General features: G+C 43.2%; 23 protein-coding genes, 1 tRNA gene and 2 CRISPR repeat arrays. Of the genes, 13 read left to right on the top strand and 11 right to left on the bottom strand.

Going from position 1 to position 23081, the window contains the following annotated elements; translation table 11 throughout:
- Positions 1–10 precede the first annotated feature (10 nt).
- Positions 11–1000 carry a TIGR00341 family protein gene (locus tag METPAY_RS08060; protein ID WP_048151104.1) on the top strand — a complete coding sequence of 330 codons (990 nt, stop codon included), beginning with the start codon at positions 11–13 and terminating at the stop codon, positions 998–1000.
- Between the two features lies 1 nt (position 1001).
- Here METPAY_RS08060 and METPAY_RS08055 read toward each other — a convergent pair whose 3' ends face one another.
- Positions 1002–2183, bottom strand: coding sequence for an aminotransferase-like domain-containing protein (locus METPAY_RS08055; protein WP_048151101.1), 1182 nt, complete (start codon positions 2181–2183; stop codon positions 1002–1004).
- A 137-nt stretch (positions 2184–2320) separates the two neighbouring features.
- On the opposite strand from METPAY_RS08055, the gene METPAY_RS08050 reads away from it, so the two are divergent.
- Positions 2321–2434, top strand: a tRNA-Met gene (locus METPAY_RS08050).
- Positions 2435–2733: 299 nt separating this feature from the next.
- Positions 2734–3570: a CRISPR direct-repeat array (repeat unit 37 nt; unit sequence GTTTCCATACCCTTCTAATTGCGGGTGTTATTGCAAC).
- Positions 3571–3799: 229 nt separating this feature from the next.
- Here the strand turns inward: METPAY_RS08050 and cas2 are convergent.
- From cas2 to ltrA, 3 genes are all read right to left on the bottom strand, one after another.
- The gene (gene cas2 / locus METPAY_RS08045; protein WP_052418732.1) at positions 3800–4087 is read right to left on the bottom strand and encodes a CRISPR-associated endonuclease Cas2; all 288 of its coding nucleotides are present in this window, start codon (positions 4085–4087) and stop codon (positions 3800–3802) included.
- A gap of 9 nt (positions 4088–4096) precedes the next feature.
- Entirely contained in the window at positions 4097–5077 is a 981-nt protein-coding gene (gene cas1, locus METPAY_RS08040) for a CRISPR-associated endonuclease Cas1 (protein ID WP_048151099.1), read from the bottom strand.
- Positions 5078–5155: 78 nt separating this feature from the next.
- A complete protein-coding gene (gene ltrA / locus METPAY_RS08035; protein WP_048151098.1) occupies positions 5156–6586 on the bottom strand; it encodes a group II intron reverse transcriptase/maturase in 1431 nt (476 codons plus the stop codon).
- A gap of 155 nt (positions 6587–6741) precedes the next feature.
- Positions 6742–7455: direct repeats of the CRISPR family, unit length 37 nt; unit sequence GTTTCCATACCCTTCTAATTGCGGGTGACATTGCAAC.
- 534 nt (positions 7456–7989) lie between these two features.
- Between ltrA and cas6 the strand changes: the two genes are divergently transcribed.
- From cas6 to METPAY_RS07990, 9 genes are all read left to right on the top strand, one after another.
- Positions 7990–8880: a CRISPR system precrRNA processing endoribonuclease RAMP protein Cas6 gene (gene cas6, locus METPAY_RS08030; protein ID WP_048151095.1), complete on the top strand. Its 891-nt coding sequence runs from the start codon at positions 7990–7992 to the stop codon at positions 8878–8880.
- An 80-nt stretch (positions 8881–8960) separates the two neighbouring features.
- On the top strand, positions 8961–10334 hold the full coding sequence (gene cmr1, locus METPAY_RS08025) for a type III-B CRISPR module RAMP protein Cmr1 (protein ID WP_157199035.1): 1374 nt from the start codon (positions 8961–8963) through the stop codon (positions 10332–10334).
- The gene (gene cas10, locus METPAY_RS08020) at positions 10331–12154 is read left to right on the top strand and encodes a type III-B CRISPR-associated protein Cas10/Cmr2 (RefSeq protein WP_048151090.1); all 1824 of its coding nucleotides are present in this window, start codon (positions 10331–10333) and stop codon (positions 12152–12154) included. Before cmr1 ends, cas10 begins: the two co-directional genes overlap by 4 nt.
- A complete protein-coding gene (gene cmr3, locus METPAY_RS08015) occupies positions 12151–13356 on the top strand; it encodes a type III-B CRISPR module-associated protein Cmr3 (RefSeq protein WP_048151089.1) in 1206 nt (401 codons plus the stop codon). The genes cas10 and cmr3 overlap by 4 nt, the downstream gene beginning before the upstream one ends.
- Positions 13357–13380: 24 nt before the next feature.
- Complete coding sequence (gene cmr4, locus METPAY_RS08010; protein ID WP_052418733.1) at positions 13381–14271, top strand: type III-B CRISPR module RAMP protein Cmr4; 891 nt, start codon at positions 13381–13383, stop codon at positions 14269–14271.
- Between the two features lie 6 nt (positions 14272–14277).
- Positions 14278–14634 carry a type III-B CRISPR module-associated protein Cmr5 gene (gene cmr5, locus METPAY_RS08005; RefSeq protein ID WP_048151083.1) on the top strand — a complete coding sequence of 119 codons (357 nt, stop codon included), beginning with the start codon at positions 14278–14280 and terminating at the stop codon, positions 14632–14634.
- Between the two features lie 182 nt (positions 14635–14816).
- On the top strand, positions 14817–15794 hold the full coding sequence (gene cmr6 / locus METPAY_RS08000) for a type III-B CRISPR module RAMP protein Cmr6 (RefSeq protein WP_169743649.1): 978 nt from the start codon (positions 14817–14819) through the stop codon (positions 15792–15794).
- 5 nt (positions 15795–15799) lie between these two features.
- Positions 15800–16114: a CRISPR-associated protein Csx16 gene (locus METPAY_RS07995; protein WP_048151080.1), complete on the top strand. Its 315-nt coding sequence runs from the start codon at positions 15800–15802 to the stop codon at positions 16112–16114.
- 41 nt (positions 16115–16155) lie between these two features.
- The gene (locus METPAY_RS07990; RefSeq protein WP_084600730.1) at positions 16156–17976 is read left to right on the top strand and encodes an HD domain-containing protein; all 1821 of its coding nucleotides are present in this window, start codon (positions 16156–16158) and stop codon (positions 17974–17976) included.
- 1188 nt (positions 17977–19164) lie between these two features.
- On the opposite strand, the gene METPAY_RS07985 is transcribed toward METPAY_RS07990, so the two are convergent.
- The 6 genes from METPAY_RS07985 to METPAY_RS07965 form a co-directional block, all read right to left on the bottom strand.
- Complete coding sequence (locus METPAY_RS07985) at positions 19165–19497, bottom strand: type II toxin-antitoxin system PemK/MazF family toxin (protein ID WP_048151075.1); 333 nt, start codon at positions 19495–19497, stop codon at positions 19165–19167.
- Positions 19482–19724, bottom strand: coding sequence for an AbrB/MazE/SpoVT family DNA-binding domain-containing protein (locus METPAY_RS07980; protein WP_048151073.1), 243 nt, complete (start codon positions 19722–19724; stop codon positions 19482–19484). Before METPAY_RS07980 ends, METPAY_RS07985 begins: the two co-directional genes overlap by 16 nt.
- Positions 19725–19867: 143 nt before the next feature.
- Positions 19868–20485, bottom strand: a complete 618-nt coding sequence (locus METPAY_RS07975) for an HD domain-containing protein (protein ID WP_048151071.1) — start codon at positions 20483–20485, stop codon at positions 19868–19870.
- A 327-nt stretch (positions 20486–20812) separates the two neighbouring features.
- A complete protein-coding gene (locus tag METPAY_RS15460; protein WP_245611571.1) occupies positions 20813–20965 on the bottom strand; it encodes a HepT-like ribonuclease domain-containing protein in 153 nt (50 codons plus the stop codon).
- A gap of 10 nt (positions 20966–20975) precedes the next feature.
- Complete coding sequence (locus tag METPAY_RS15455) at positions 20976–21146, bottom strand: HepT-like ribonuclease domain-containing protein (protein WP_245611569.1); 171 nt, start codon at positions 21144–21146, stop codon at positions 20976–20978.
- Positions 21136–21429, bottom strand: coding sequence for a nucleotidyltransferase family protein (locus METPAY_RS07965; RefSeq protein ID WP_048151069.1), 294 nt, complete (start codon positions 21427–21429; stop codon positions 21136–21138). Before METPAY_RS07965 ends, METPAY_RS15455 begins: the two co-directional genes overlap by 11 nt.
- Positions 21430–21808: 379 nt before the next feature.
- On the opposite strand from METPAY_RS07965, the gene METPAY_RS07960 reads away from it, so the two are divergent.
- Entirely contained in the window at positions 21809–22447 is a 639-nt protein-coding gene (locus tag METPAY_RS07960) for a type 1 glutamine amidotransferase family protein (RefSeq protein ID WP_048151067.1), read from the top strand.
- Positions 22448–22457: 10 nt separating this feature from the next.
- On the opposite strand, the gene METPAY_RS14915 is transcribed toward METPAY_RS07960, so the two are convergent.
- Positions 22458–22655, bottom strand: coding sequence for a hypothetical protein (locus METPAY_RS14915; protein ID WP_169743646.1), 198 nt, complete (start codon positions 22653–22655; stop codon positions 22458–22460).
- 74 nt (positions 22656–22729) lie between these two features.
- On the opposite strand from METPAY_RS14915, the gene mntA reads away from it, so the two are divergent.
- The gene (gene mntA / locus METPAY_RS07955) at positions 22730–23026 is read left to right on the top strand and encodes a type VII toxin-antitoxin system MntA family adenylyltransferase antitoxin (RefSeq protein ID WP_048151064.1); all 297 of its coding nucleotides are present in this window, start codon (positions 22730–22732) and stop codon (positions 23024–23026) included.
- The last annotated feature ends 55 nt before the right edge of the window (positions 23027–23081 follow it).

Genomic DNA, 23081 nt, shown 5'->3' with positions numbered 1-23081 from the left:
TCTGATAGTTATGAAGAAGATACTCCTTCATGCCAGGCATGAGGATTACAAGAATCTTAAACCATTGCTGGAGGATCTTTACCATATAGATGTGGACGTGGGGGATTTCGTCCAGGTCAAAATATTCGCACCCGATTCCGAGGTTAACAATATAATTGACAAAATCCGGGAGCCTCTTGATTTAAGGTATAAAGAGAACCTCATCGAAGTTTCCACCCCGGATTTTGTCATCTCGTCCACTCTTTCACGGGCGGAGAAGACTGCCCCAAAGCACGAAAAAACTCCCGTGGAGCTGCTGCTTAATTCGGCGAAGAATTATAATTCGATCGATTACTGGATTCTTCTCCTGACAACGATCGCCGGACTTATTGCGCTTACGGGCCTCTTCCTGAATAATGTGGCGATTATTATCGGGGCGATGCTCCTTGCACCGATTCTCGGGCCGATCCACTCTTTTGCGATCTACGGCGCAACGGGGAGAACGAAGGATGCTTTAATGAGCGTTTTTGCTCTTTTCATCTACCTTGTCACGATATTATTCGTATCGGTAGTAGCGACTTACACGCTGAACCTGATGGAGGTATCGATGCAGGCAGGTCTTTATACCCTTGAGATAACACAGGAGATCCTTCTCAGGACGACTACGAGCCCGATATATATTCTCATGGCGGTTCTGCTGGGTCTTGCCTCGATGATAGCTGTTTCAAAGGGTTTTTCCGAGTCCATCGCCGGAGTTGCGGTTGCAGCAGCCTTGCTTCCCCCGACTGTTGTCGCAGGAATTTCAATTATCATGATCCCCGACGCGATCACCGGAGCACTTCTTCTTACACTGGATAACGTGATCGGGCTTATCGCAGGCGCACTTATCGGAACGTTGATTATAGGAGTTGCGCCAAGAACGGGATCGGAAGCAAGGGTTGCAAAAAAATTTGTGAAAAGGACAATTGCCCTGATTATATTGTTTATTGCTGTTCTTACGGTTACATCACTGGCATTCTGAATCAGTAATACAACTCTTTTATTACCTCTGCCACTACCCCGATTCCGTATTTGATCTCTTCTTCGTCCGAATTCGTGAAGTTGAGCCTCGCCGTTTTGTCTCCTTTTCCGTCGACGTAGAACGGCATTCCCGGGAGTATGACGACATTTTTCTCCGAGGCCTTTTCGAATATCTTCATAGAGGACATGTTGTCGGGGAAGCGGAGCCAGACGAACATTCCGCCTTCGGGCTGAGTGCAGGTGATCTCGGGGGGGAATTCCGAGCGGATCGTTTTGACCATGAGGTCAGCCCGCATCTTATATTCGGATTGTATCTTTTCGATATGTTTGTCGATGTTGTTCTCTTCGAGATACTTGTACAGGATTCTCTGGCTGAGATAGTTCGAGTGGAGGTCGGATGCCTGCTTTGCGATTATGACCTTGTCGAGGACTTCGGGAGTTGCACAGACCCAGCCGAGCCTCATCCCTGGCGAGAATATCTTGGAGAAGGAGCCTGTCATTATGCCTGCTTCGGGCATGTAATATTTGACCGGTTTTATGGCTTTTCCGTCGAAGCGGAGCTCCCCGTAGGCGTCGTCTTCGATGAACGGAACTTCGGCTTCGTTGAGGATTTCTGCGACTTCTTTTCTCTTTTCGTCGGAGTATGTTATGCCGGTTGGGTTCTGGGAGTTGGGTATGCCGTAGAAGAAGACCGGAAGTTCTTCGGATAATACGGACGAGAGCTCTACGGTGTCGGGGCCGTCGTCATGGAGGGAGACTGAATGGAATTCGGGTTCGTAGAGAGAGAAGGACTGGATCGCACCGAGGTATCCGGGTTTTTCCATCAGGACGGTGTCTCCCTGGTTGATGAATACTTTCCCGAGAAGATCGAGGCACTGCTGCGAGCCGTTTGTTATCAGGATCTCGTCGGCGCTGACGTCGAGATTGTATCTCTTCGCGTAGCGGTCGGCGATATATTGTCTCAGGGGTTCGTATCCTTCGGTGGTTGAGTACTGGAGGGCGGACCTGCCGTCGCTTTTTATGATATCCGATGCGGCCTTCCCGATCCCTTCGGTGTCGATTAAGGAAGGGTTTGGAAGACCGCCGGCGAAGGAGATAACGTCGGGGTTTTCCGTAACCTTGAGTATCTCGCGTATGAAGGATTTCGGGGTGTTCTGAATCCTTCTCGAGAACATAAATTTCATGTATCTGATATTCGCTTTTTTAAGGGAAAAAACTGCATGATGTTATCTCCGGTAGTCATATCATAAGGTTTAATAGCGTATCCGTCCTTTTTATTATGCACTTTGTTGTGCGAATAACCGACGAAAAAAATTCACATGCTGTCGTGGCCTAGTCGGTTAGGGCGCCAGACTCATAGGGTTTTGTAGCACATTTCGGGGCGCTTGATATCTGAGATATCTGGAGGTCACGGGTTCGGATCCCGTCGACAGCATTTTTACTTTTGGTGGAGATTCTCCACCTTTAGCATTCTGACAATGATAGTGGAACTCACTGACAGCATTATTATATAAGGTTCAGGTTTTTTTTGTTTTATTCTCATTTCTTTGATTATTTCGCCTACGGCATTCTGAAATTCCCAGGACTAAAATATATTCACGAAATCGATATGTTCCCCACCCTCATGGAAGATTCCAAAAACAGAATTCTCTCCTGAAATTCTCGTGAACTTATAAAAACAGGTGATATTGCAACAAACAATCCCAGGTTCTTAACGCTCTTTATATGACCGGGATTTCCGTACCCTTCTAATTGCGGGTGACATTGCAACTGAAATAAAGTACCAGATCGTCAAGAAGATAATCTATGTTTCCATACCCTTCTAATTGCGGGTGTCATTGCAAGTAAAGAAAGAATGGGATGAACATCCCTCAAGAATTGTTTCCATACCCTTCTAATTGCGGGTGTCATTGCAAGGGTTTTAGAAGAGCTCGGCATTGAAGTTGTTTTACGTTTCCATACCCTTCTAATTGCGGGTGTCATTGCAAGAAAATGTCAAGGTCACTATTTGGGACCGAGAATAAGTTTCCATACCCTTCTAATTACGGGTGTCATTGCAACATGAAGACATAGATGCCTTCAACGCCCGGAGAAGTTTCCATACCCTTCTAATTACGGGTGACATTGCAACTGTAGGTTATACTATATACAATATTGTAATAATTGTTTCCATACCCTTCTAATTACGGGTGACATTGCAACCATGACGGAACCAAAATAATGGATGGTGGCGGATTCGGTTTCCATACCCTTCTAATTGCGGGTGTTATTGCAACGATAAGAATCTGGACAAAGGAAAGAAAGATGCAATAGTTTCCATACCCTTCTAATTGCGGGTGTTATTGCAACAGCGTATAGACGAGATCCTCAGAACAATGTCTTCAAGTTTCCATACCCTTCTAATTGCGGGTGTTATTGCAACAATTCTGGAAAGATGGTCTGCTAGCCATCCTCTATCTGTTTCCATACCCTTCTAATTGCGGGTGTTATTGCAACTCTTGCGAAAGGGGGAGAATGGAGATAGAGCACGAAATGTTTCCATACCCTTCTAATTGCGGGTGTTATTGCAACAGTATGCCTTTCTCTGAGAAAAAGATTTCTGTCGGCTCCTGCATGCTTCGTTTTTTCAAATTCTGCGGTGATCGGATCTCTCAAAGGTCCTTTATAAAGATCACCGCAGGTGACCCTCCGAAACCTGCCAAAAGAAGGCAGGAACAGGCTTTGTTTTTTCATTTTTGCGGTGATCGGATCTCTCAAAGATCCTTTATAAAGATCACCGCAGAAAATGTCGTGATGAAGATCAGATTACAAGATAATCCTGCTCTTCTTCGGGGAAATGATCGTTAACTGAAACTATTCTTTCATGACATGCTTTGCATACCGGAATTATCAGAAGACGATCTTCATCTGTGCTGCACCACTCCATGCAGCCTGAAACAAGGCAGTCATACCTTTTCCGTGGCACGAATCCTGCAAAGACACTATATTGTATCCTAAATAATCCCATGTAATGGAGATGCTCAACCATTTCGTTTCGCTTCTTGTCATCGGTTATATCGTAACTGACGATCAGTCGATAATTATCCATTTCAAAAACCTACCTGTACCTGAAAGCAAAGTAATCACATTCTCCGGCAATGGCCTTCTGCATTAAAACTGCCTGTTCTCTGATAATATCATTAAATTTTAAATGCACGGATTTGTACAGGTAACCGGAATTTAAACGGCTCATTATCTCGGAAGAAAAAATTCGTTTCGCCTGTGAATTTATTGTGCATTTCCCCGATTCAATTGAAAAATCATTCATCCCCACTTGATTTTTATTAAAGAGAGTCAGGACGACCCGGTCGACAACAGGCTGGCGGAACTCTTCAATCAAATCATAGACAAGGGCCTCCTGTTTTTTATACGAGGAATGCAGGATACCATAATAAGGTGATAAACCCGCCGTTACCACTGCTCTTCTGATATGAGAATATAGTATCCCGTATCCGTACGAGAGGAGTGCATTTACCGGATCACACGGGGGATGCCTGTTCCTGTGACTGAAGCCGGCATCCTCCGGCAACAGGAGTTTTAATCCTTCATAATATAATCTTCCTGTGATGCCCTCAATTCCAAGGAGAACATTTTTACTCGTGATTTCATCTATCAATTCAATTTTACACTGAATAGATGACATTATATCTTTGCAATCTATTCCTTTATTCCTGCCAACCGATCTTAGCAAGGCAATCTTGTTTCTTCCGGAAGTCCGACAGATCTCTTTTGCAATCCCGAGTGATTTTTTAGAGGGGAGAGAGCGTTGCATTTCATAATTTTCGATTACTTTGCTCTTTCTTGCAGGTAAGAAATGACCGATGGGTCTCCCATAATTGTCCAGAACGACAATTCCGGCATCATGCGAAGACAAAAGTCTTATTGCACCTGAAGATATTGAAAATTCTCCGCTTAAAATAATAAGATCCAGATCTATTGGAGATATTGATCTTTCTTTCTTATCTCGCTCGGAAAAGTATAGCATTTTGTTATGCCTTCCAATCTTTACACCCCTCCCGGTAACAAGAACAGTCTCCATGATGAAGATAATTGAAAAATGAAAACATAATTTTTTCTATGAATTCTTACTTGGGTTTTACAAGACAAAAGGAGCCGGTTATTGATAATAATCATCAATATACAGCTCACACTTATCAGATCTTTTTCTCTCTGTAAAGTATCCTTTCTCAAGATACGGATTTGCATCGAGTTTCAGCGGAGGATGATAATAAAATTTAGTATCCGTAAATCTCAAAAGTTTTTCATTTCCCCCGCAGAAGATCCATTCACCCTCACAGAGAAATTCAAAGGACTTATCCATTATATCCCCCCGGTTTGTCTTTGTACTGGCGTTCTGAACCCATTTCATCAATTCATCAAACAAATAACGATCCAGTTCTTCAAAAGCAGCATTGGAGTTGATATGATTATTATATTCCGCCCAACCGCGAATGACAGGATTTAATCTCCCGATTAATTGATCGGGATTTCCGGATTTGGAATTCATGATCTCTTCCGAGAGTCTGGCCATGATTCCCTGAACGGATTTTTCAGAAGGTGTAATTACAACTCTGTTGTCGGTTTTTCTGAAAGACCATCCAAGAAAATCAAAACCGTCACTGACACCGGCAACTCTGGTTTTTGTTTCGGAAAGGTGCAATCCTCTTATGCTTAAAAACTCCTCCAATTTGTCCTTAACTTCCAGTGCCGTATCAGAAGTATCGGCAGTGACGATGAAATCATCGGCATATCTGACAAGATGGACTTTTCTTCCGGAAAATTTTGTCTCCAGAAAATCCTCCATACCGTCAAGTGCCATATTTGCCAGAAAGGGGGAGATCACTCCACCCTGGGGGACACCTTCAGATGTCCTGAATCTCTGGTCCTGGTAGATATAATCAGCCTTCAAAAATTCTGAAAGTATTTTTTTATCCATCGGTATATTTTCCAAAAGCCAGTCGTGCGATATTTTATCGAAGCAGGATTTTATATCCCCTTCAAGTATCCATTCGGCCGAATTTTTGTGGTCCAAAAGAGATTTGATATACGATGAAGCATCCTTTGTCGAACGATACTTTCTGAATCCGAAAGATCTTTTATCGGCCCATGTCTCTGAGACCGGCTGAAGAGCAAGGGCGAAAAGTGCCTGTATTGCACGGTCATACATAACCGGAAGTGATATCGGCCTCATCTCATCCTTTCCGGGTTTGGGAATCATTATTCTTAGAAGAGGTTTTGCATTATAATTGTCAGTGTCCAGGGTGCATGCGGCATGCATGCATTCTTCATCTTTATCCCAGATAATTCCGTCAACTCCCGCGTTATCCCCGCCCTCATTTTCCGTTACAATTCTGACTGCAAGCAGCTTTGCAGGAAATGAATGAACCAGTTTATCCTGGAATTCATTAATTTTCCCTATATTGTGTTCATTAGCTGCCTTTGCAATTTTTATCTGGGTTCTTGATACGATTTTCCGTACTTTCTGCCAGTTTATCATGTCCCATAATGAATCCAGGTCTTCCTTTGACAGATACACAATAGCAGCCATAAGAATTAATTTTCGTAATTATTAAAAAAGCATTTCGGGAAAAATCACGGACTTGTGTGAATACTTTTTTCCTGCTTTTTTGGTAAAAAAGGAATCCTTCTAATTGCGGGTGACATTGCAACAAAAGAGTAGTGAAATTATAAAGAACATTGACAGTTTCCATACCCTTCTAATTGCGGGTGACATTGCAACGTATCAACCTCGCCAATAACGCTGCACGACTTCTTTTGTTTCCATACCCTCCTAATTGCGGGTGACATTGCAACGATTGAATGAGTTTAGAGATAGAAGAGACGTATTTTAAAAGTTTCCATACCCTTCTAATTGCGGGTGACATTGCAACTAATATGAAAATAGGTATATGTGGAACGCATTGCGCAGGTGTTTCCATACCCTTCTAATTGCGGGTGACATTGCAACGAAGTAATTCCCCACGCAACGTCGGAAGATATTCAAGAGTTTCCATACCCTTCTAATTGCGGGTGACATTGCAACTTTTGAGAATGGAGTGCGAGAAAATTGATTCTGCAACTGTTTCCATACCCTTCTAATTGCGGGTGACATTGCAACGAAAAACTGTAGCTGTTCCCAACAGCGAGATTGAGGTTTCCATACCCTTCTAATTGCGGGTGACATTGCAACACACTTTGAAAAGGACGGGGAACCTACCGATCTATACCTTTGTTTCCATACCCTTCTAATTGCGGGTGACATTGCAACATGATGCCAATAATTGTCTTAAAGAAGATAGATGAAGTTTCCATACCCTTCTAATTGCGGGTGACATTGCAACTTAAGGCTTCGTCTTGTAATCTTGCTCTGCATGATTCTTGTTTCCATACCCTTCTAATTGCGGGTGACATTGCAACAGTATGCCTTTCTCTGAGAAAAAGATTTCTGTCGGCTCCTGCATGCTCCGTTTTTTCAAACTTTGCGGTGATCGGATCTGTCGGAGATCCTTTATAAAGATCACCGCAGGTGACCCTCCGAAACAGGGCAAAAGAAGGCAGGAGCTGACTCCGTTTTTTCATTTTTGCGGTGATCGGATCATCCGATGATCCTTTATAAAGATCACCGCAGAAAATGTCGTGATGAAGATCATATTACAAGATAATCCTGCTCTTCTTCGGGGAAATGATCGTTAACTGAAACGATTTTTTCATGACAGGCTTTGCATACCGGAATTATCAGAAGACGATCTTGAGATCTTCATGCGGCTTACGAAAGCATCTCCGGCCCTGCAGCAACGCACGTTATCAGACGACTCATGCGCATACGATGAAAATTATCTCGTTCATCTCTCTTTTTCATTGCAAATCACATGATAATGCACCCAGGTCTCATGATCGGAGTGCCGGCTGCGTTAGTTATGCGGACTAAAACGATCGCGGATTCAAATCGAAATGTTTATGCACATCCACTTAAAAGGAAAAAATATTCTTCAGGGGGTATATGTCATACAGATAAAACAAAAAAACGTTCAGCGAACAAACCCGGCTTTCAACAGTTCGATAATTACTGTTGATATTAATTTAAGAAACGACGCCGCTCCCGAATTCTGCGGAGATATTTTCCGGGGATTTCTGGGTCATGCATTGAAATTCAACCAGGACAACTATTGCGAACCTGATACCGAAGATTCGGCATATTCCCGTATTTACAAAGCCGATAACGATATCAAGCCCTACGCAGTCCTTTCGTTTAAGAACGAAGATCTCGTTACCGGTTTTCTGAAGATCCACGGCGATCGCAGGAAGTACGTGCCTTCGGTATTATCCTCTCTTTATGAAAAGGAGGGCGTCTACAACTTCAACGGCTGCAAATACGAGATCGGCGGTATCCAGGCAAGAACGATGAATGAAATTCCGGAGTATAACCTCGGGGACTCGACCACGGTTAATTTCATAACTCCGACAGCTCTTTTTGAGAAAGGCAGGCTTATGCAGCTTCCCGCTTTTTCCGCACTGGTCACTGCCTCGCTTCGCTCATTCAACAGGACCGCGAAGAAGTACGATCCTGGAAATTATCCTCTCCATGTCGAAGATCTCGAATTTGACAATTATCCGGAAATACTGGATTTCGATATCAGGACGAATTCGATCCTCGTGCATTCCAGGAAAAACAGGGAGAAGAAGAACATCGTCTTCACCGGGATCACCGGATCGATAACTTATGATACGTCGGGTGTAGATCCCGGACTTGGAACGATCCTGAAAGCGGGGGAGTATCTGCAGATCGGAAAGAACACGACATACGGTTTCGGAGGTTTTTATGTCGCAAGTGCAAAAGCATGAGAAATTTTTTGAAACCTCGATTGCAGGAAAGAGTTCTCAGTTGAAATCAAAGGAGTGATTAAATTCGATAGTTAAGGAGAGTGATTCAAATTACAAGAAAATTACCTGAATTTCCAAAAGTGATTCCTGAAAAAAAAGATGATCCGGATATTGAGACAAAAATATACGAGATCGAAGTAATAACCCCGATGTTCGGAGGGGGAGCTGAAGCAGGAATAGCTGACCCGGCTATGCCGATAAGGGCGTCAAGTGTTCGCGGTCATCTCCGGTTCTGGTGGCGGGCTACCAGAGGAGCGAACTACAATAATGAACAGGACCTGCGGCAGAGAGAAGGCGAGATCTGGGGAACGACGGATAATCCCAGCCCGGTGATCATTGAAGTTGTACAGCCTAAGGAAATCCAATACCGTTCTCCTCCGGATTACGGTTTTTTCAGATATGGACCAGAGGTTTATGCACTCTTTTCTGCAAAGGCAGGTGAGGCCGAGTTAATAAAAGAAAATTTTAATTTTACAGTTATCATCAGCTGGTTAAAAGAAAAAAGACTCAATGAACTAAGAAAAATTGAAAATGAAAAATTAATACAGCAAAAAAAAGAACACAAGCCGGAGAGAATTGATCCAATCGAGAATGATATTGAAGCGGCTTTCTGGGCATGGGTCAATTTTGGGGGGATCGGGGCAAGGACACGAAGAGGGTGCGGTGCTTTATACTGTAAGGAATTTGCTCCCCCGGATGATGATATTGGTAAATGGTACTCGGATTCCCTTAAAAAATACCAGATCGATAAAAATACTCCAAAATCCTGGCCTACATTACCAGAAAAACTCCGTATTAATACAAATAATCAGATTGACCCTTTAAAATGCTGGTCCGACGTTGTAGGAGGAATGAAAGATTTCAGGCAGGGAAAAGTTGGGAGAAATGTTTATAGTAAATCTTTTTGGCCGGAGCCCGAAACAATTCGTGAAACAATTCAAAACCAGAATGGATTAAAAATACGTCCCAAGGGGAGGAAAAAGACTGATAACCGTATAACAGTTAAATCATTTCCCCGTGCAGAGTTTGGGATGCCGATTATTTTTGAACTTAAAGATGAGTATATTGGAAATAATACCGATGATGATAACATTAAACCAACTCTGCAACCGAATGAGAAAAATGACAGGATGGCCAGTCCATTAATTCTGAAACCAATCAAATACCAAAACGGGTGCAAATCGCTTATTCTGAGATTAAAAACAAATCCGCTTGATTCAGCTTATCTAAAACCGGGAAAGCACGATCTAACCACAGGTGTCTCATTATCTTATAATGATATCGTTAATACAGCAAATGCCGCTTATCCAAACTCTCCTATGAGATTTTCCCGTGGGGGGAAGCATCCAGGTTCTGCTCTCGAAGCTTTCCTCGCATATGCTGAAGAAAACGGATTTCAGGAGGTTCCGAAATGACAAAATACCTGTATGTCCTGTCAGTCGGACCGGTACAGGACTTCATCGCGTCCGCCCGCCGGACACGCGATCTGTGGTTCGGCTCATATCTTCTCTCAGAGATCAGCAGGGCGGCGGCAAAAGCCATAGCAGATTCTGGAGGAGAATTGATCTTTCCTGCATTAAAAAAAAGTGATCCTGAACTGGAACCTACAAATCGCGGTCATGAATTGGATTCATTCAATATAGGAAACGTGATTCTTGCAAAACTGCCTGAAAGAGGAGGAGACCCTGAAGAAATTAATGAAAAAGCAGAAACCGCAGCAAAAGATATCTGGCTGAATTATGCCGAAGCTGCCAAAAAAGAAGCAAAAGGTGTCATAAGAGATGATCCGACAGGAGACATACTCTGGAAAGAACAGGTAGAAGATCTTATAGAATTCAACTCCGCATGGGTCCCTCTGGAAAATGAAGACGATTATCGCATAGCCAGAAAAAGAGTGATCAGGCTCCTTGCAGGCAGAAAATCCATACGGGATTTTGAACAGGTAAAAGGAGTACCCGGAATTCCTAAATGCTCCCTCGACGGTGCACGCGAAAGCGTACTGAAAGAGAAACGAAAAAATTTGGGAATTCTTGAATTAAGAATGCGTCTCAGTGACGGCGAGCAGCTATCTGCAATCGGCCTTACCAAAAGACTTGCAGGCGGAAGAAAGATGGCTTTTCCGTCAGTTACCAGGGTTGCCCTTGACCCGTGGGTACGAAGAATTGTAGCCGAAGGCGGAGAAGCAGGGGAATTACTTGATGAAATAGGCAGCCAGTGCAGGGGCGACAACAGTTTTTCATCAGGTACCGGAAACAGGCACTATTCCGATTTCCCGTACGACGGACAGGTCTGCTATCTCCCCCGGTTAAATGAATTTAAAAAAGATTTAACCAAAATCCCCGAAGACCAGAGAAAATCCAGCGAATTTAATGATGATCTCGGCAATCTTTTAAAAATTGAAGGAAAACTCCGGAAACTTAAAGATTTGGAAATTCAGGGAAGCAAGAGAAAAATCGGCGAACCAAATCCTTATTTTGCAATCCTGATTGCCGACGGGGATCATATGGGAAGGGCAATTGCCAATATTGAATCCTCGAACGAACATTATAAATTCTCTGAAAAATTGTCAGCGTTCGCCGGAAAAGCCAGAGAAATCGTTGAAAAGGATTATCATGGAGTCATGGTCTATTCCGGCGGAGACGATGTGATCGCCTTTCTCCCTGTAGATACATGCCTGAAGGCGGCACGGGCACTTCATGACGAATTTGGAAAGACAGTCGAAGGACTTACATTTTCTGTCGGGATTGCCATAGGACACAAAAACGATCCTCTTGAAGACCTTCTCGATTACGGCCGCCAAGCTGAAAAAGCGGCAAAAAAACCGGACAGAAACGGTCTGGCACTTCACCTGCATACAAGAAGCGGCGGAGAACCGTTAAAGATCAGGGAACAATGGAAAGAACCCGGGAATAACAGTATGGATGAACGCCTTGACGAATGGACCGGTATGCATAAAAAAGACGAGATCCCCGACAAAGCCGGGCATGAAATGCTGCAAATGACCAGGGAATACAAAGAGTGGGGCAGCCCGCCACCCGCAGAACTGCTTGAAAAAGATCTGTCGAGGCTCCTCAAACGCAAATCCGCAGGCCACGGAACAACAGAGATCTCGGGTGAAAATATCCGGAAGATCATGGAAGGAGTAGACTCTGCAGAAACTCTTCACCGGAGGGCAAAAGAAATCATCATTGCGAGCCGTATTGCTTCTGCGGCGACAGGTGGTGACAATTTATGAGTGAAATCCATCTATCTATCGATCCCCATGATCCAATCATTGCACGGGATGCCCGTCCTTTCGGGTTAGGCATTCGCATGAAATCTCTTGACTGGCCGTACCCGTCCGTTCTGGCCGGCTCCGTAAGAACAATGCTGGGTAAAATGAACGGAAATGGCTTTGATCCTGTTACAGTTGCCAAACTCAAAAAAGTCTCGGTTTCCGGACCGCTGCCGCTATACAATAAGAATAATATTGAAAGTCTGTATCTTCCGGCACCCCTCGACATAGTTGTTAACGATACTGATAAGAATGAACCTGCCGTTTATCCGATCCGTCCTTCAAAAACCGGGGACAACGAATGGTGCAACCTTCCGGATGAAAAACTCTTGCCGGCAATGATCCCGGAAAGCGTTGGCGATGATTTCAAACCGGCGGAGATCGCTCAGTTCTGGTCCTTAAAAAAGATGGCGGAATGGCTTGCACATGATTCCCCCGACTCGTTTAAAGTTCCCCTGAAAACTAAAAAAGGCGGAAAAAAGGTAGATCCGGATTCAGGATACATCGATTTACCGGAGAAAGAATCAAGAATCCATGTTCAGATTAAACCCGATACAGGAACCTCAGATGAAGGGAGGCTTTTTGAAACAATTGGCCTGGATTTCGGTGCGGGAGATGTCAGGATTGCTGCAAGAGTAGATACAAAAGATTTTATCTGGAAGAATTCGTTCCACCCCATCGGAGGTGAACGACGCCTTGCCTTTTGGGAATCCGGAAGAGATCCGGGATGGGAGTGTCCGGGTGAGATCACCGGTGCTCTTGAAGGTAAAAAATATGCCAGGATGATCCTTGCAACACCTGCGGTCTTTTCAAACGGATGGCTGCCGGGCTGGCTGGACAAAGAAACACTCTGCGGTACACCACCGGGACTACCTGAAAATATTGAGCAAAAATTCACTTTAACACTGAAATCGGCATGTGTAGGCCGCTGGAAACCGCTTTCAGGCTGGGATCTTCAAAAGAAAGGACCAAAACCAATACGGCGTCTTGTCCCGGCAGGCTCCGTGTACTTCTTTGAAGTAACAACCGGAGATCCAAAAGATATTGCAGAGAAACTTTGGCTCCGTCCGGTGAGCGACACCATAGACGATCAAAATTACAGCACAGACGGCTTCGGTCTTGCCCTTTGGGGAGTATGGAATGCTGACGACAAAATGAAATGATGAAATGAAACTGAGATGATAAAAATGTCAAACAATACAAAAATGTACTGGATACAGACAATCACACCGCTTCATGTAGGAGCAGGAAAAGAGGTCGGCTTCGTTGATATGCCGATCATGCGTGAAAAGGTTACAAACTGGCCTCTTGTCCCGGGTTCGGCAGTAAAGGGAGTGATGAGAGATCACTTCGGAGAAAATGAAAAGTACAAAAAAGATATCAATGCAGTCTTTGGGAAACCAGACGATGAAAACGGCGATTCATTTGCAGGTGCACTCGTACTAACCGACGCTCATATTGTTTGTATGCCGCTGCGAAGCCTTTATGGAACCTTTGCATATGTTACATGTCCTCTTGTTTTGGCAAGGCTCAAACGGGATCTCGAAGCATCAGGATATGAAGGTCTTCCGGAAGTGCCCAAAGTACCTGTGCTTAACGAGCAAAGTGGATCAGAATTTGCATTATGCACTACAAATTCGTCAATTGTATCTAATGGTAAAATATTCCTTGAAGATCTCGACTTTGTAAATAATACTGCAGATAACTGGGCCGATAAGATCTCCGAAATAATATTTCCAGATGATGATAACTGGAAAGAGATCTTTAGAAGCCATTTCGTAATTTTATCAGATGACAGTTTTACTTTTCTGTCCGAAACAGGGACTGAAGTCGCAGCCCATATCACAATTGATGATGAGACAAAGACTGCCAAAGGAAAGGCATTGTGGTATGAGGAGGCTCTGCCTGCCGAGGCGATTCTCGCAGGAGCGGCCTGGTGCGATCGCGTTTTTGAGAACAAAAATCTGACAAAAGAGGAAATATTCAGGGACTTCTGTACAGAAACACTCGATCTTCAGATTGGGGGTAAAGCAACTGTAGGAAAAGGAAGAGTAAAATGTTCCTTTACACAGGGGTGAGACGATATGCAGACCAGACAGCAAAAAAGAGCGGAAATTGCATATTCCTGCGTTTCATCGCATAATTCAAATGATAAAGAGGAATTTTCCAGACTTACAAAAAGTTTTCCTGCTCTGGTGCATAATTCCGGATTGGTCCAGGCTCTTGCATTTGTAAATGCAAAAGACAAGGAAAAGGAAAGTAAACCAGGTGCCGCTTATATCAGATACCTTACAAAGACCATGCAACTAACCGGCGATCCGGGACTGGAAGAGAGAAGCCGGACTGCTGACCTGATAGAATATCAGCAACTCAGCAGAGAGGCAATCGAGGCCGCTACATGGCTTAAACGCTACTCAGAGGCAATCTTCGGGAGTGACTGATCATGTCCGGATCAGCATGCAGGGATGTTATCGCAGGTTTATGGTCTGATAATCAGCAGGAAATTCGGGGTGCATCGAATGCCGCTCTTATACGTGATCGTTATCTTCTTTATCCTGTGAATAAAGGGGACCCGGATAATAAACATCCTGAAAGCCGCAGGGCATTGTTTAAAACAATGCAAATGTCGCAGCAGAATCAGAAAACGATAAAGATCTACGAAGATGTCTATAACCGTTATATCTCCACACTTGGAGAAAAACAGGATGCCACGTTCATCACAAAAAACCGGTTGATAATCGGTCTCGGAAACGAAAATGTGCTTGAGACCGGAATTACTCTTCATCATACATACGGGACACCCTATATCCCTGGAACCGCCCTTAAAGGTCTTGCTGCGCACTATTGTAATCAGGTCTGGGGAAAAGGTGATGAGAAATTCAAAAAAGACGGTGAATATTACAAAGCAATATTCGGTACATCAGACGATTCAGGTCATTTCATCTTTCATGACGCCTGGATCACACCGGAAAGCCTGAAAGACAAAAGCCTCATGCCTGACGTAATGACACCACATCACGGGGATTATTATTCAGAAAAGGGTGCACCAACAGATTTCGACAAACCGGTCCCTATATCATTCGTATCTGTCAGAGGAATGTTTCATATCGTAGTCTCGTGTGATGTTTCCGGAGAAAACACAGAAAAATGGACAAAGCTTGTATTCAGGCTGCTATCGGAAGCACTGGAAAATTGGGGAATCGGCGGGAAGACATCTTCAGGATACGGGAAACTTGTGAAGATCGAATCATTTGAAAGTCAGGGAAATAATTCGCAATACAGGGAAATACGGGCAACCAATGCTGCCCAGATACCGGTTCAACAACAGGTCATCCCCAAAAGAGGGGATATAGTATATGCCACTTATTTTGAAGACCATGTAAGCAAAAAAAGAAATGTTCAACCTCATTTTAAGATAGACGGTTACAATAACCTGTTCGGCTTTGTGAACGAAGGAACTCTGCCCGAAGATCTTGAACTTAAAAAAAGTTATGAACTGGTTGTGATATCTAACAATTCAGGAGGGCCGGGAAAATATTCTTTTGCAGTACCGGGATCGTGGAACCCGGATGAGAACAGGCAAAGAAAACCGTACCGGTGAAATCGATGGAAAAAAGTCAGATAATTATTGTTACAAGGCATCCCGGTGCCGTGGAGTGGCTCAGGTCAAAAGGATATACCGGTAATACCTTGCCTCATATTGCAGAACAGGATATCCGGAAAGGATATATTTACATCGGAGTCCTGCCGATTCCGATGGTAAAGAAAATTCTGGATACAGGCAGCCGGTTTATCCTTCTCGTCTTACCCGATATTGCATTCAGCCAGAGGGGACAGGAAATGTCTCCTGAAGAGATGACGGGAGCAGGTGCATGCCTGATGGAAGTAAGGTCAATCGATCTGGTTCCTTTTGAAGGGTAAACCTGATCAAGGAAAATCTAATCTGATTCAGGAGGAAGAGTATGTGTCCCAAAGCAGTATTATTTGGTGGGACTAACGGTCATGGCGCCACCATGACTGTTATTTCCGAGAAAAACCTTGAAAAGGAAGGTTATAATGTTGAAGAAAGAGTTTGCAATTTTGTACAGGATCTTCCGAGAGAGAAAAATCTTGGAAAAAAGGACCTTCCCGAGGACTGCGGCACAGGTGTGGCCGAATTATTTTGGGGAAGAACATTTTTAAATTATGATTTTTCAGGATTCAAAAAGGGAGACATTGTTGTAGTGGTCGACATTCCTCTTCCTGTACAGGTAAACCTGAATTATTCCGCTGCTGACGAGTCCATTTTGAAGATCGGTGAATTATCTCAAAAAGGAATAAAGGTTATTCTCATCGATCACTACAAAAGGGTAATCACGCACTATGGGAGGGCAATTGAAAACGGTGCGGAAGTTATCTTTTCGCTTGGTGCAGAGCAGTACTGTCACTACGGTGATCCAGATGAATATTCAAAATTCTGGGGAACAATTGGAGCAATTTGTGACAGGGACCTCTCCATGCTTCCGGTAGAAGGAAAGGATGAATTTGATCACTTTGATAAGATGGAACAGCTTGCTGAATGGGTAGACTGGAAAAAATCTAAAAATCTCCAGGAATTATTGGACATAATAAAGACAGACCGTAGAGAAGTAATCAAACCCGAAGAAATCAACAAAAAAACCAAATGCCCTTCTTATCCTATAAACGGAAATGTTACAATTGTAGAAGATTTAAAATCGAATTCAGGGTTTAAAGGACTTGATGTGGCATGTGCTAAAACAAAAACACCTTTTGGAATAGGAATTAATTCTGATAAAGATACGGACGATTATATAATCCAGGTAATCAATTACTGGAAAAGACTCAGACCTGAAAAGGACAATCCGGTACCTGCACTACCTGTAGGATTAAAACTGTCGGGATATAATGCATTTGGTCATGATACCGCATCCGTAATTCCAGTGAATTCCAAAGATATCGATGAAGCAAAAACGCTCATGAATGATATAATAGCTGTTCTTAACATAGATCGTGAAATAAAAGAGAAAAAAATTCCCGGCAACAAAGAGGATGCAATAGACTACATAGCAGGTACCTTCAGCAAAATTCCGACACCATATTTCCTAACCATGCACGGGTGGAATCACGTGGAAACGGTCTATGACAATGCACGTATAATCGGCATGATCTCCGGTCTTGATGAAAAGGAACAGGAATTACTGAACTGGGCTGCACTTTTCCATGATCTGGGGAACGGAGCGATGTCTTTAAAGAACAAGTATGATCTTATTGTCTCCGATAACGACGACGGGAAGGAGGCGAGGGATAAACACGAATTATATACGGTCCAGATCCTGACGGAATGGAAGAGAGAAGGAATTTTTAAGAACATTCTGAATGATGATGAGTTGAATTTAGTTTCAGATATGTGCTATCGGCATCGAAAACATTCCAAACTTCCCGGTGATAAATACCCGGACAGAAAAAAACTTTGTGTACTACTCAGGATTGCAGATGCCCTCGACAGGACAAAGAATCGTGCGAGGTATAACGATAATGGAGTACCTTATTCAAAAATAATTGATCAATTATCTCAAGAATCAAGAGATCACTGGGAAGGTCAGCGTGCAATCGACGCGATCCGGCTCCATCTCTCTAAAGACAGGATAGTATTTGAATTTTTAATTACTGATAGTAAGGCGGATTTCATAATCGATGATTTTGAGGAGGAGCTTAACCGTCTCGGAGAGGAACCTTTAAAGGGCATTATACCGGACCTGGAGATTAAAAAGACAATGTGCTGATTTCTGCCCAAATTCAGATTTTTCCTGACGACTATGAGATTATATTAGTCAGAAAGGAATGAGTTAATTTTTATCGATAGTTTACTTTAAAATGATTCTAAGGATTAATTGCCTGAATACACCAAGGAATTAAAGAATCCCATGATGTTTACAGGGGTGCTGTTCTCATGTTTTTCTACTAACTGGTGTTCATTGCATTACTGTTGGAGATGACTTCGGGAGCGAAGCCCGGTGTTTCCATACCCTTCTAATTACGGGTGACATTGCAACAAAACAAACGAAGTTCGTTTGGCACATATTGCTCCGTTTCCATACCCTTCTAATTGCGGGTAACATTGCAACATCTCAGGTCATACGACGAAAGATGGCTAAGCGAAACATTGGACATTCTGTTTCCATACCCTTCTAATTGCGGGTGACATTGCAACTATGGAGCCAGGCACATTTGGCCGATCCCGAAAACAGTTTCCATACCCTTCTAATTGCGGGTGACATTGCAACAGTATGCTTTTCTTTGAGAAAAAAGTTTCTGTCGGCTCCTGCATGCTCCGTTTTTTCAAATTCTGCGGTGATCGGATCTGTCGTGAACCCTTTATATAGATCACCGCAAATGACCCTCCGAAACCGGCCAAAAAAGACAGGAGCGGGCTTCGATTTTTCGTTTTTGCGGTGATCGGATCGACCGAAGATCCTTTATAAAGATCACCGCAGAGAATGTCATGATGCAGATTCTATTACAGGTAATCCTGATCTTTTTCAGGGAAGATTATTTTAGCCGACAAGATATCCCGGGAATCGCAAATTGTAAAGTAAAACTTAAATAAGGTGAAAAATACGGCGAAATCGCGGTTTTTAATATCCACACAGAAGCCCGAGAATCCACGATCTCCACCTCAGACGATAGATACATCGCCTGAAAAAAAGAGAACGATGACGGGCCGTTATATCCATACAATCCGGGCTTTAATCTCTTTGAAAAGAGCAAAATAAGCTTCAATAATTTGGCCTTCCAAAACCACCATAAATTGATGAAAATACGCTCAAATCGGGCTTCTTTTGGGTCTGGTTATACCGGCAAAAGCGGTTTGAAAGGGTGAAGGCTTTTAGGGCATAATCCCCTTCGGGGCTTCTTTAAGATCTCGACTTTTTGCGTGTTACATGTGTTCCCATATTCTTCTGGTAACAGGATCATTTTCTAATAATTTCTACAAGTGTATCCTCTACTTTAGTTATCTTTCCAGGCTTCAGTCTGCCTGCTTTGTATAATATGAGCGATTTATCAGCTGTAAATATTCTGTCAGGACGGATGAAGCTTTCAATCTTCAGACCTCCTGATTCAAAATCACAGTCTGCAATTTTTACAGAGTACCTGTCGGTTCTGTTTCTGCTTGTTATCTGACATAGGATGATGTCTTCCCCACCCAAAACTGCAATTAATAGAACAGGTCTCTTCTTTGAACCTGATAGATCTGAAAAAGGGAACGGAACGACTAAGACATCACCTTTTACAAATTCTTCCATGCCTCATCTTCTTCTTTTGAATCCCAGTCTTTTTTAAGAGACTTCTCCGCTGAATATGCACATGAAAGCGCTTCGTTTACAGAACTGATAGGCCTTAACTCAATTCTGTCATCATAAGAAATTATTGCAACTTTTTCTCCGGATGGAAATCTCTCCCTTAATGATTTTGGAATTACAATCTGGCCTTTTTCTGTAATGGTTCCTGTTTTTATATCAAGTAATGGCATATTGTATCTTACAAATCTTATTAGTAAGATAAATAATTTGAATGTTTCTGAAGAGGCAGGCTGGATGTTCAGGCATCTGTTAAAACCACACCTCTTCCAACATTAAGTTGTAAAAATGTGTAAAGGACATACATAATTGAGATTTAAAGATGCAAAAGCCAACCAGGCGAAGCATCTCCGGCACTTAAAGTCTCATCCTCCAGTGCGTCGGCAAACTTTTGCAGCAGTTCATGCCTTTCTTCAGCGAACTCTTTCGCGGTGTCAGTGTACATCAGATCCCTGAGATTTAGCAGTTTTTCATGGAAATGAGCAATGGCATCTTCAATACCATCGCCGTGTTCTCCGGCCTGCATAAAAGCCCGTGCAATCCCGATCGCCCCCATGGCATCGAGTTTGTCGGCGTCAGACAGAACCTTTGCCTCCAGAGTTTCAGGTTTTGTGCCCCTGCTGAAACGGTGGGAACTTACTGCATGAGTAATCGCCCGGATTCGGCTCTCATCGCAGCCATTCGACCTGAGATATTCCCCTGCGATCCGTGCACCTTCCTCTTCGTGTGGAATTCCGGTTTTCTTCTCAAGCGGACGGGCAACATCGTGAAAGAGAGCGGCAGGAATGAGGATCTGCATATCTGCACCTTCTGCTTTCCCGATCTCTGCACAAAGGCGGGTGACACGAAGAGTGTGATCAAGTCCATGTGATCCTGACTCTCTGAAGAAGGTTTCAACAAAGAACATTATTCTCTCAATCTCAGTGTTTTCCATGTTAAGAGAGATTGTAGCTGAGCGGAAATAAGGGATTTGTCATATGCAGTCCTTATTGTGGGACAAATACAGCCTCAATGGAATGAATATTTGCCATTTTACATAAGCTCCTCTCCAAAACTATACCTGAGGCACTATATAACAAGCCAGGGTAAAATACTAAAATTGAACCTTTAATTAGTGAACCGTAAACTGAATTAAATAATATAGCCGGATTCATTCTCCCATTTTTTGAAGAGAGAAGGATTCTTCTGTGATATACTTCGATCTGGTACTCGTGATGAGTGCCGTGACTCTTTATAGAAATTTTTTAAAAATTGATAATGTTTATTCAGAGATTTTCAAAACCTCATCTCTGAGATCTTCAAGTTTATTCTGAATGATATCCCAAAGAAGATCATTATCAATTCTAAAATAGGCATGGATGAGAACATCACGGAGTCCTGCAATATTCTTCCAGTCGATTGCGGGATGTTCCAATTTAATTTCCTCAGGTATCTTCTTGACTGCCTCCCCCGATAACAAGGAGATTCTTTATGACCGCATCGATGCACATCTTATTTGAGATGAAATCGTCATAATCGATCCCTGAAGTATAGTTGAGAATATTTTCCGTTGCATCAATTATATCATCAAGATATAGATCCGCATCACGTGACATAGACTACTCCGCTCATGACATTGTCGCGGATATGCGGATTCAGGCCCTCATATGTTACGAGATCGACTTTCCTTTCAAAGAAGGATTCAAGAAAGTTCTTCAGGCCCATATAATTGTCAAATGTTTTTTTACCCGGCATAAACTCCACGAATATATCTATATCACTATCCGGCTTCTCCTCTCCTCTTGCAAAAGATCCGAATATACCGATCTTCTTAACGCCGAAACTTAGTCTGATTTCAGTTTCGTGTTCCTTTAATTTTGCAAAAAGGGAAGAGTTCATGTTACAGGGATCTATGTCATAAAATAATATATAATCTGCTAAAAAATCACTTTCACCCTCCGTATCACTCCCGGTTAAATACCCTCAACCGGAATCTTTGATCGTCTCAGGTCGGGAAAAGATGTAGGACAATTGTCATTCTCCAAACTTTTTGTGCCGACCGGAGGGCTGTCGCCCAATCGATTCCCGGGCGACCTTCGGTCACCTATGAATCAGGTCAGTTTTCAGGGGAGATCGTCAGGCCGCCTGCAGGGACGAGAATATAAATGCATTGAAAATTAACGGATGTATTATTAAAACGTTCATGAAACAGGGTTTCATGCACTGATTCATGTAAATCACAAAGTGATTTGCATGTAAAATCAAATGGAGGAAATTTATGTTTACAATCTATGTTTACGTTCTGGATACTTTAGCCGACTGGGAACCGGGGCATGTTATCTCGGAACTGAATTCCGGTCGGTTTTTCAAAAAGGGCGAGGAACGTGTATCGCTCAAAACGGTTAGTATTTCTAAAGAGCCAATCAATACAATGGGCGGGATGACAATAGTACCCGATTGCTTAATTGATGATATTGTCGTGAGTGAAACAAGCGTGTTGATATTACCAGGTGCGGACACGTGGAACGACCCAAAACATGGCGCTATTATCGAAAAAGCAAGCGAATTTCTCTCTTTAGGCGCTACGGTGTGTGCAATCTGCGGGGCTACCGTTGCGCTTGCCAACTTTGGGCTATTGGATAAGCGTCCGCATACCAGTAACGGACCGGGATTTCTTGAAATGTTTTCTCCTGGTTATAAAGGGCAAAGGTTTTACATAGACAAGCCATCTGTAGCGGATAACAACCTTATTACTGCAAGTTCCACCGGAGCTTTGTTGTGGGCGAAACAAATTATTGAGCATTTAGGTGTTTTTCAATCAGACACACTGGAATCCTGGTATGAATATTTTAGGACCGGTGAGCCTGAACATTTCTTTGCCCTCATGCAAACTTTGCCGTCTGGCAATGAAAACTGATCCGCCTTTGTCATGAACAGAACGGGGACATAGCCCGTATGGGATGCCTGACAAACAATCCTGAAAAATAGTTGCCGATGACGAAGCAGCACTGGTTATCGATTACAGACATGTCGATCCCGGTCATCGCACACAGGAAGGCAGAACCCTCTACTGTCCCTTCTATCACATCCTGTTTGCTAAGGCCAAAAGCACTTTCTGCATCCAAAAGCCAATAAATTTTCAGATACAAAAGAATGATGACAGAGAACCAATATAAGATAAATTAAGCAGAGGTGGGATATGACAAACACACAGATAGATCCGGCGGTCAGGGAGACAATCCTCTCTATACTGAAAAGATACGGTGCCACCAAAATTGCGATATTCGGTTCATATGCAAGAGGAGAGGAGAGAAAGAACAGCGATATCGATATTCTTGTTCGTTTCGACTCTCCAAAAAGTCTCTTTCAGCTTGTACGAATCGAAGACGAACTCGAAGAGGCATTACAAAGACCTGTGGATCTAATAACGGAAAAATCGGTCAGCCCCTATCTCTCTGATCCGATTCACCACGACGAAGTGGTGATATTCGGATGAACTCACGGGATGTTGCACATCTAAAGGACATCCCCTTTCCTCAATAACCATATCC

Source organism: Methanolacinia paynteri, assembly GCF_000784355.1.
GTDB lineage: Archaea > Halobacteriota > Methanomicrobia > Methanomicrobiales > Methanomicrobiaceae > Methanolacinia > Methanolacinia paynteri.
Note: the sequence above shows the minus strand (reverse complement) of the source record. Positions and strands in the feature narration are given on the sequence as shown.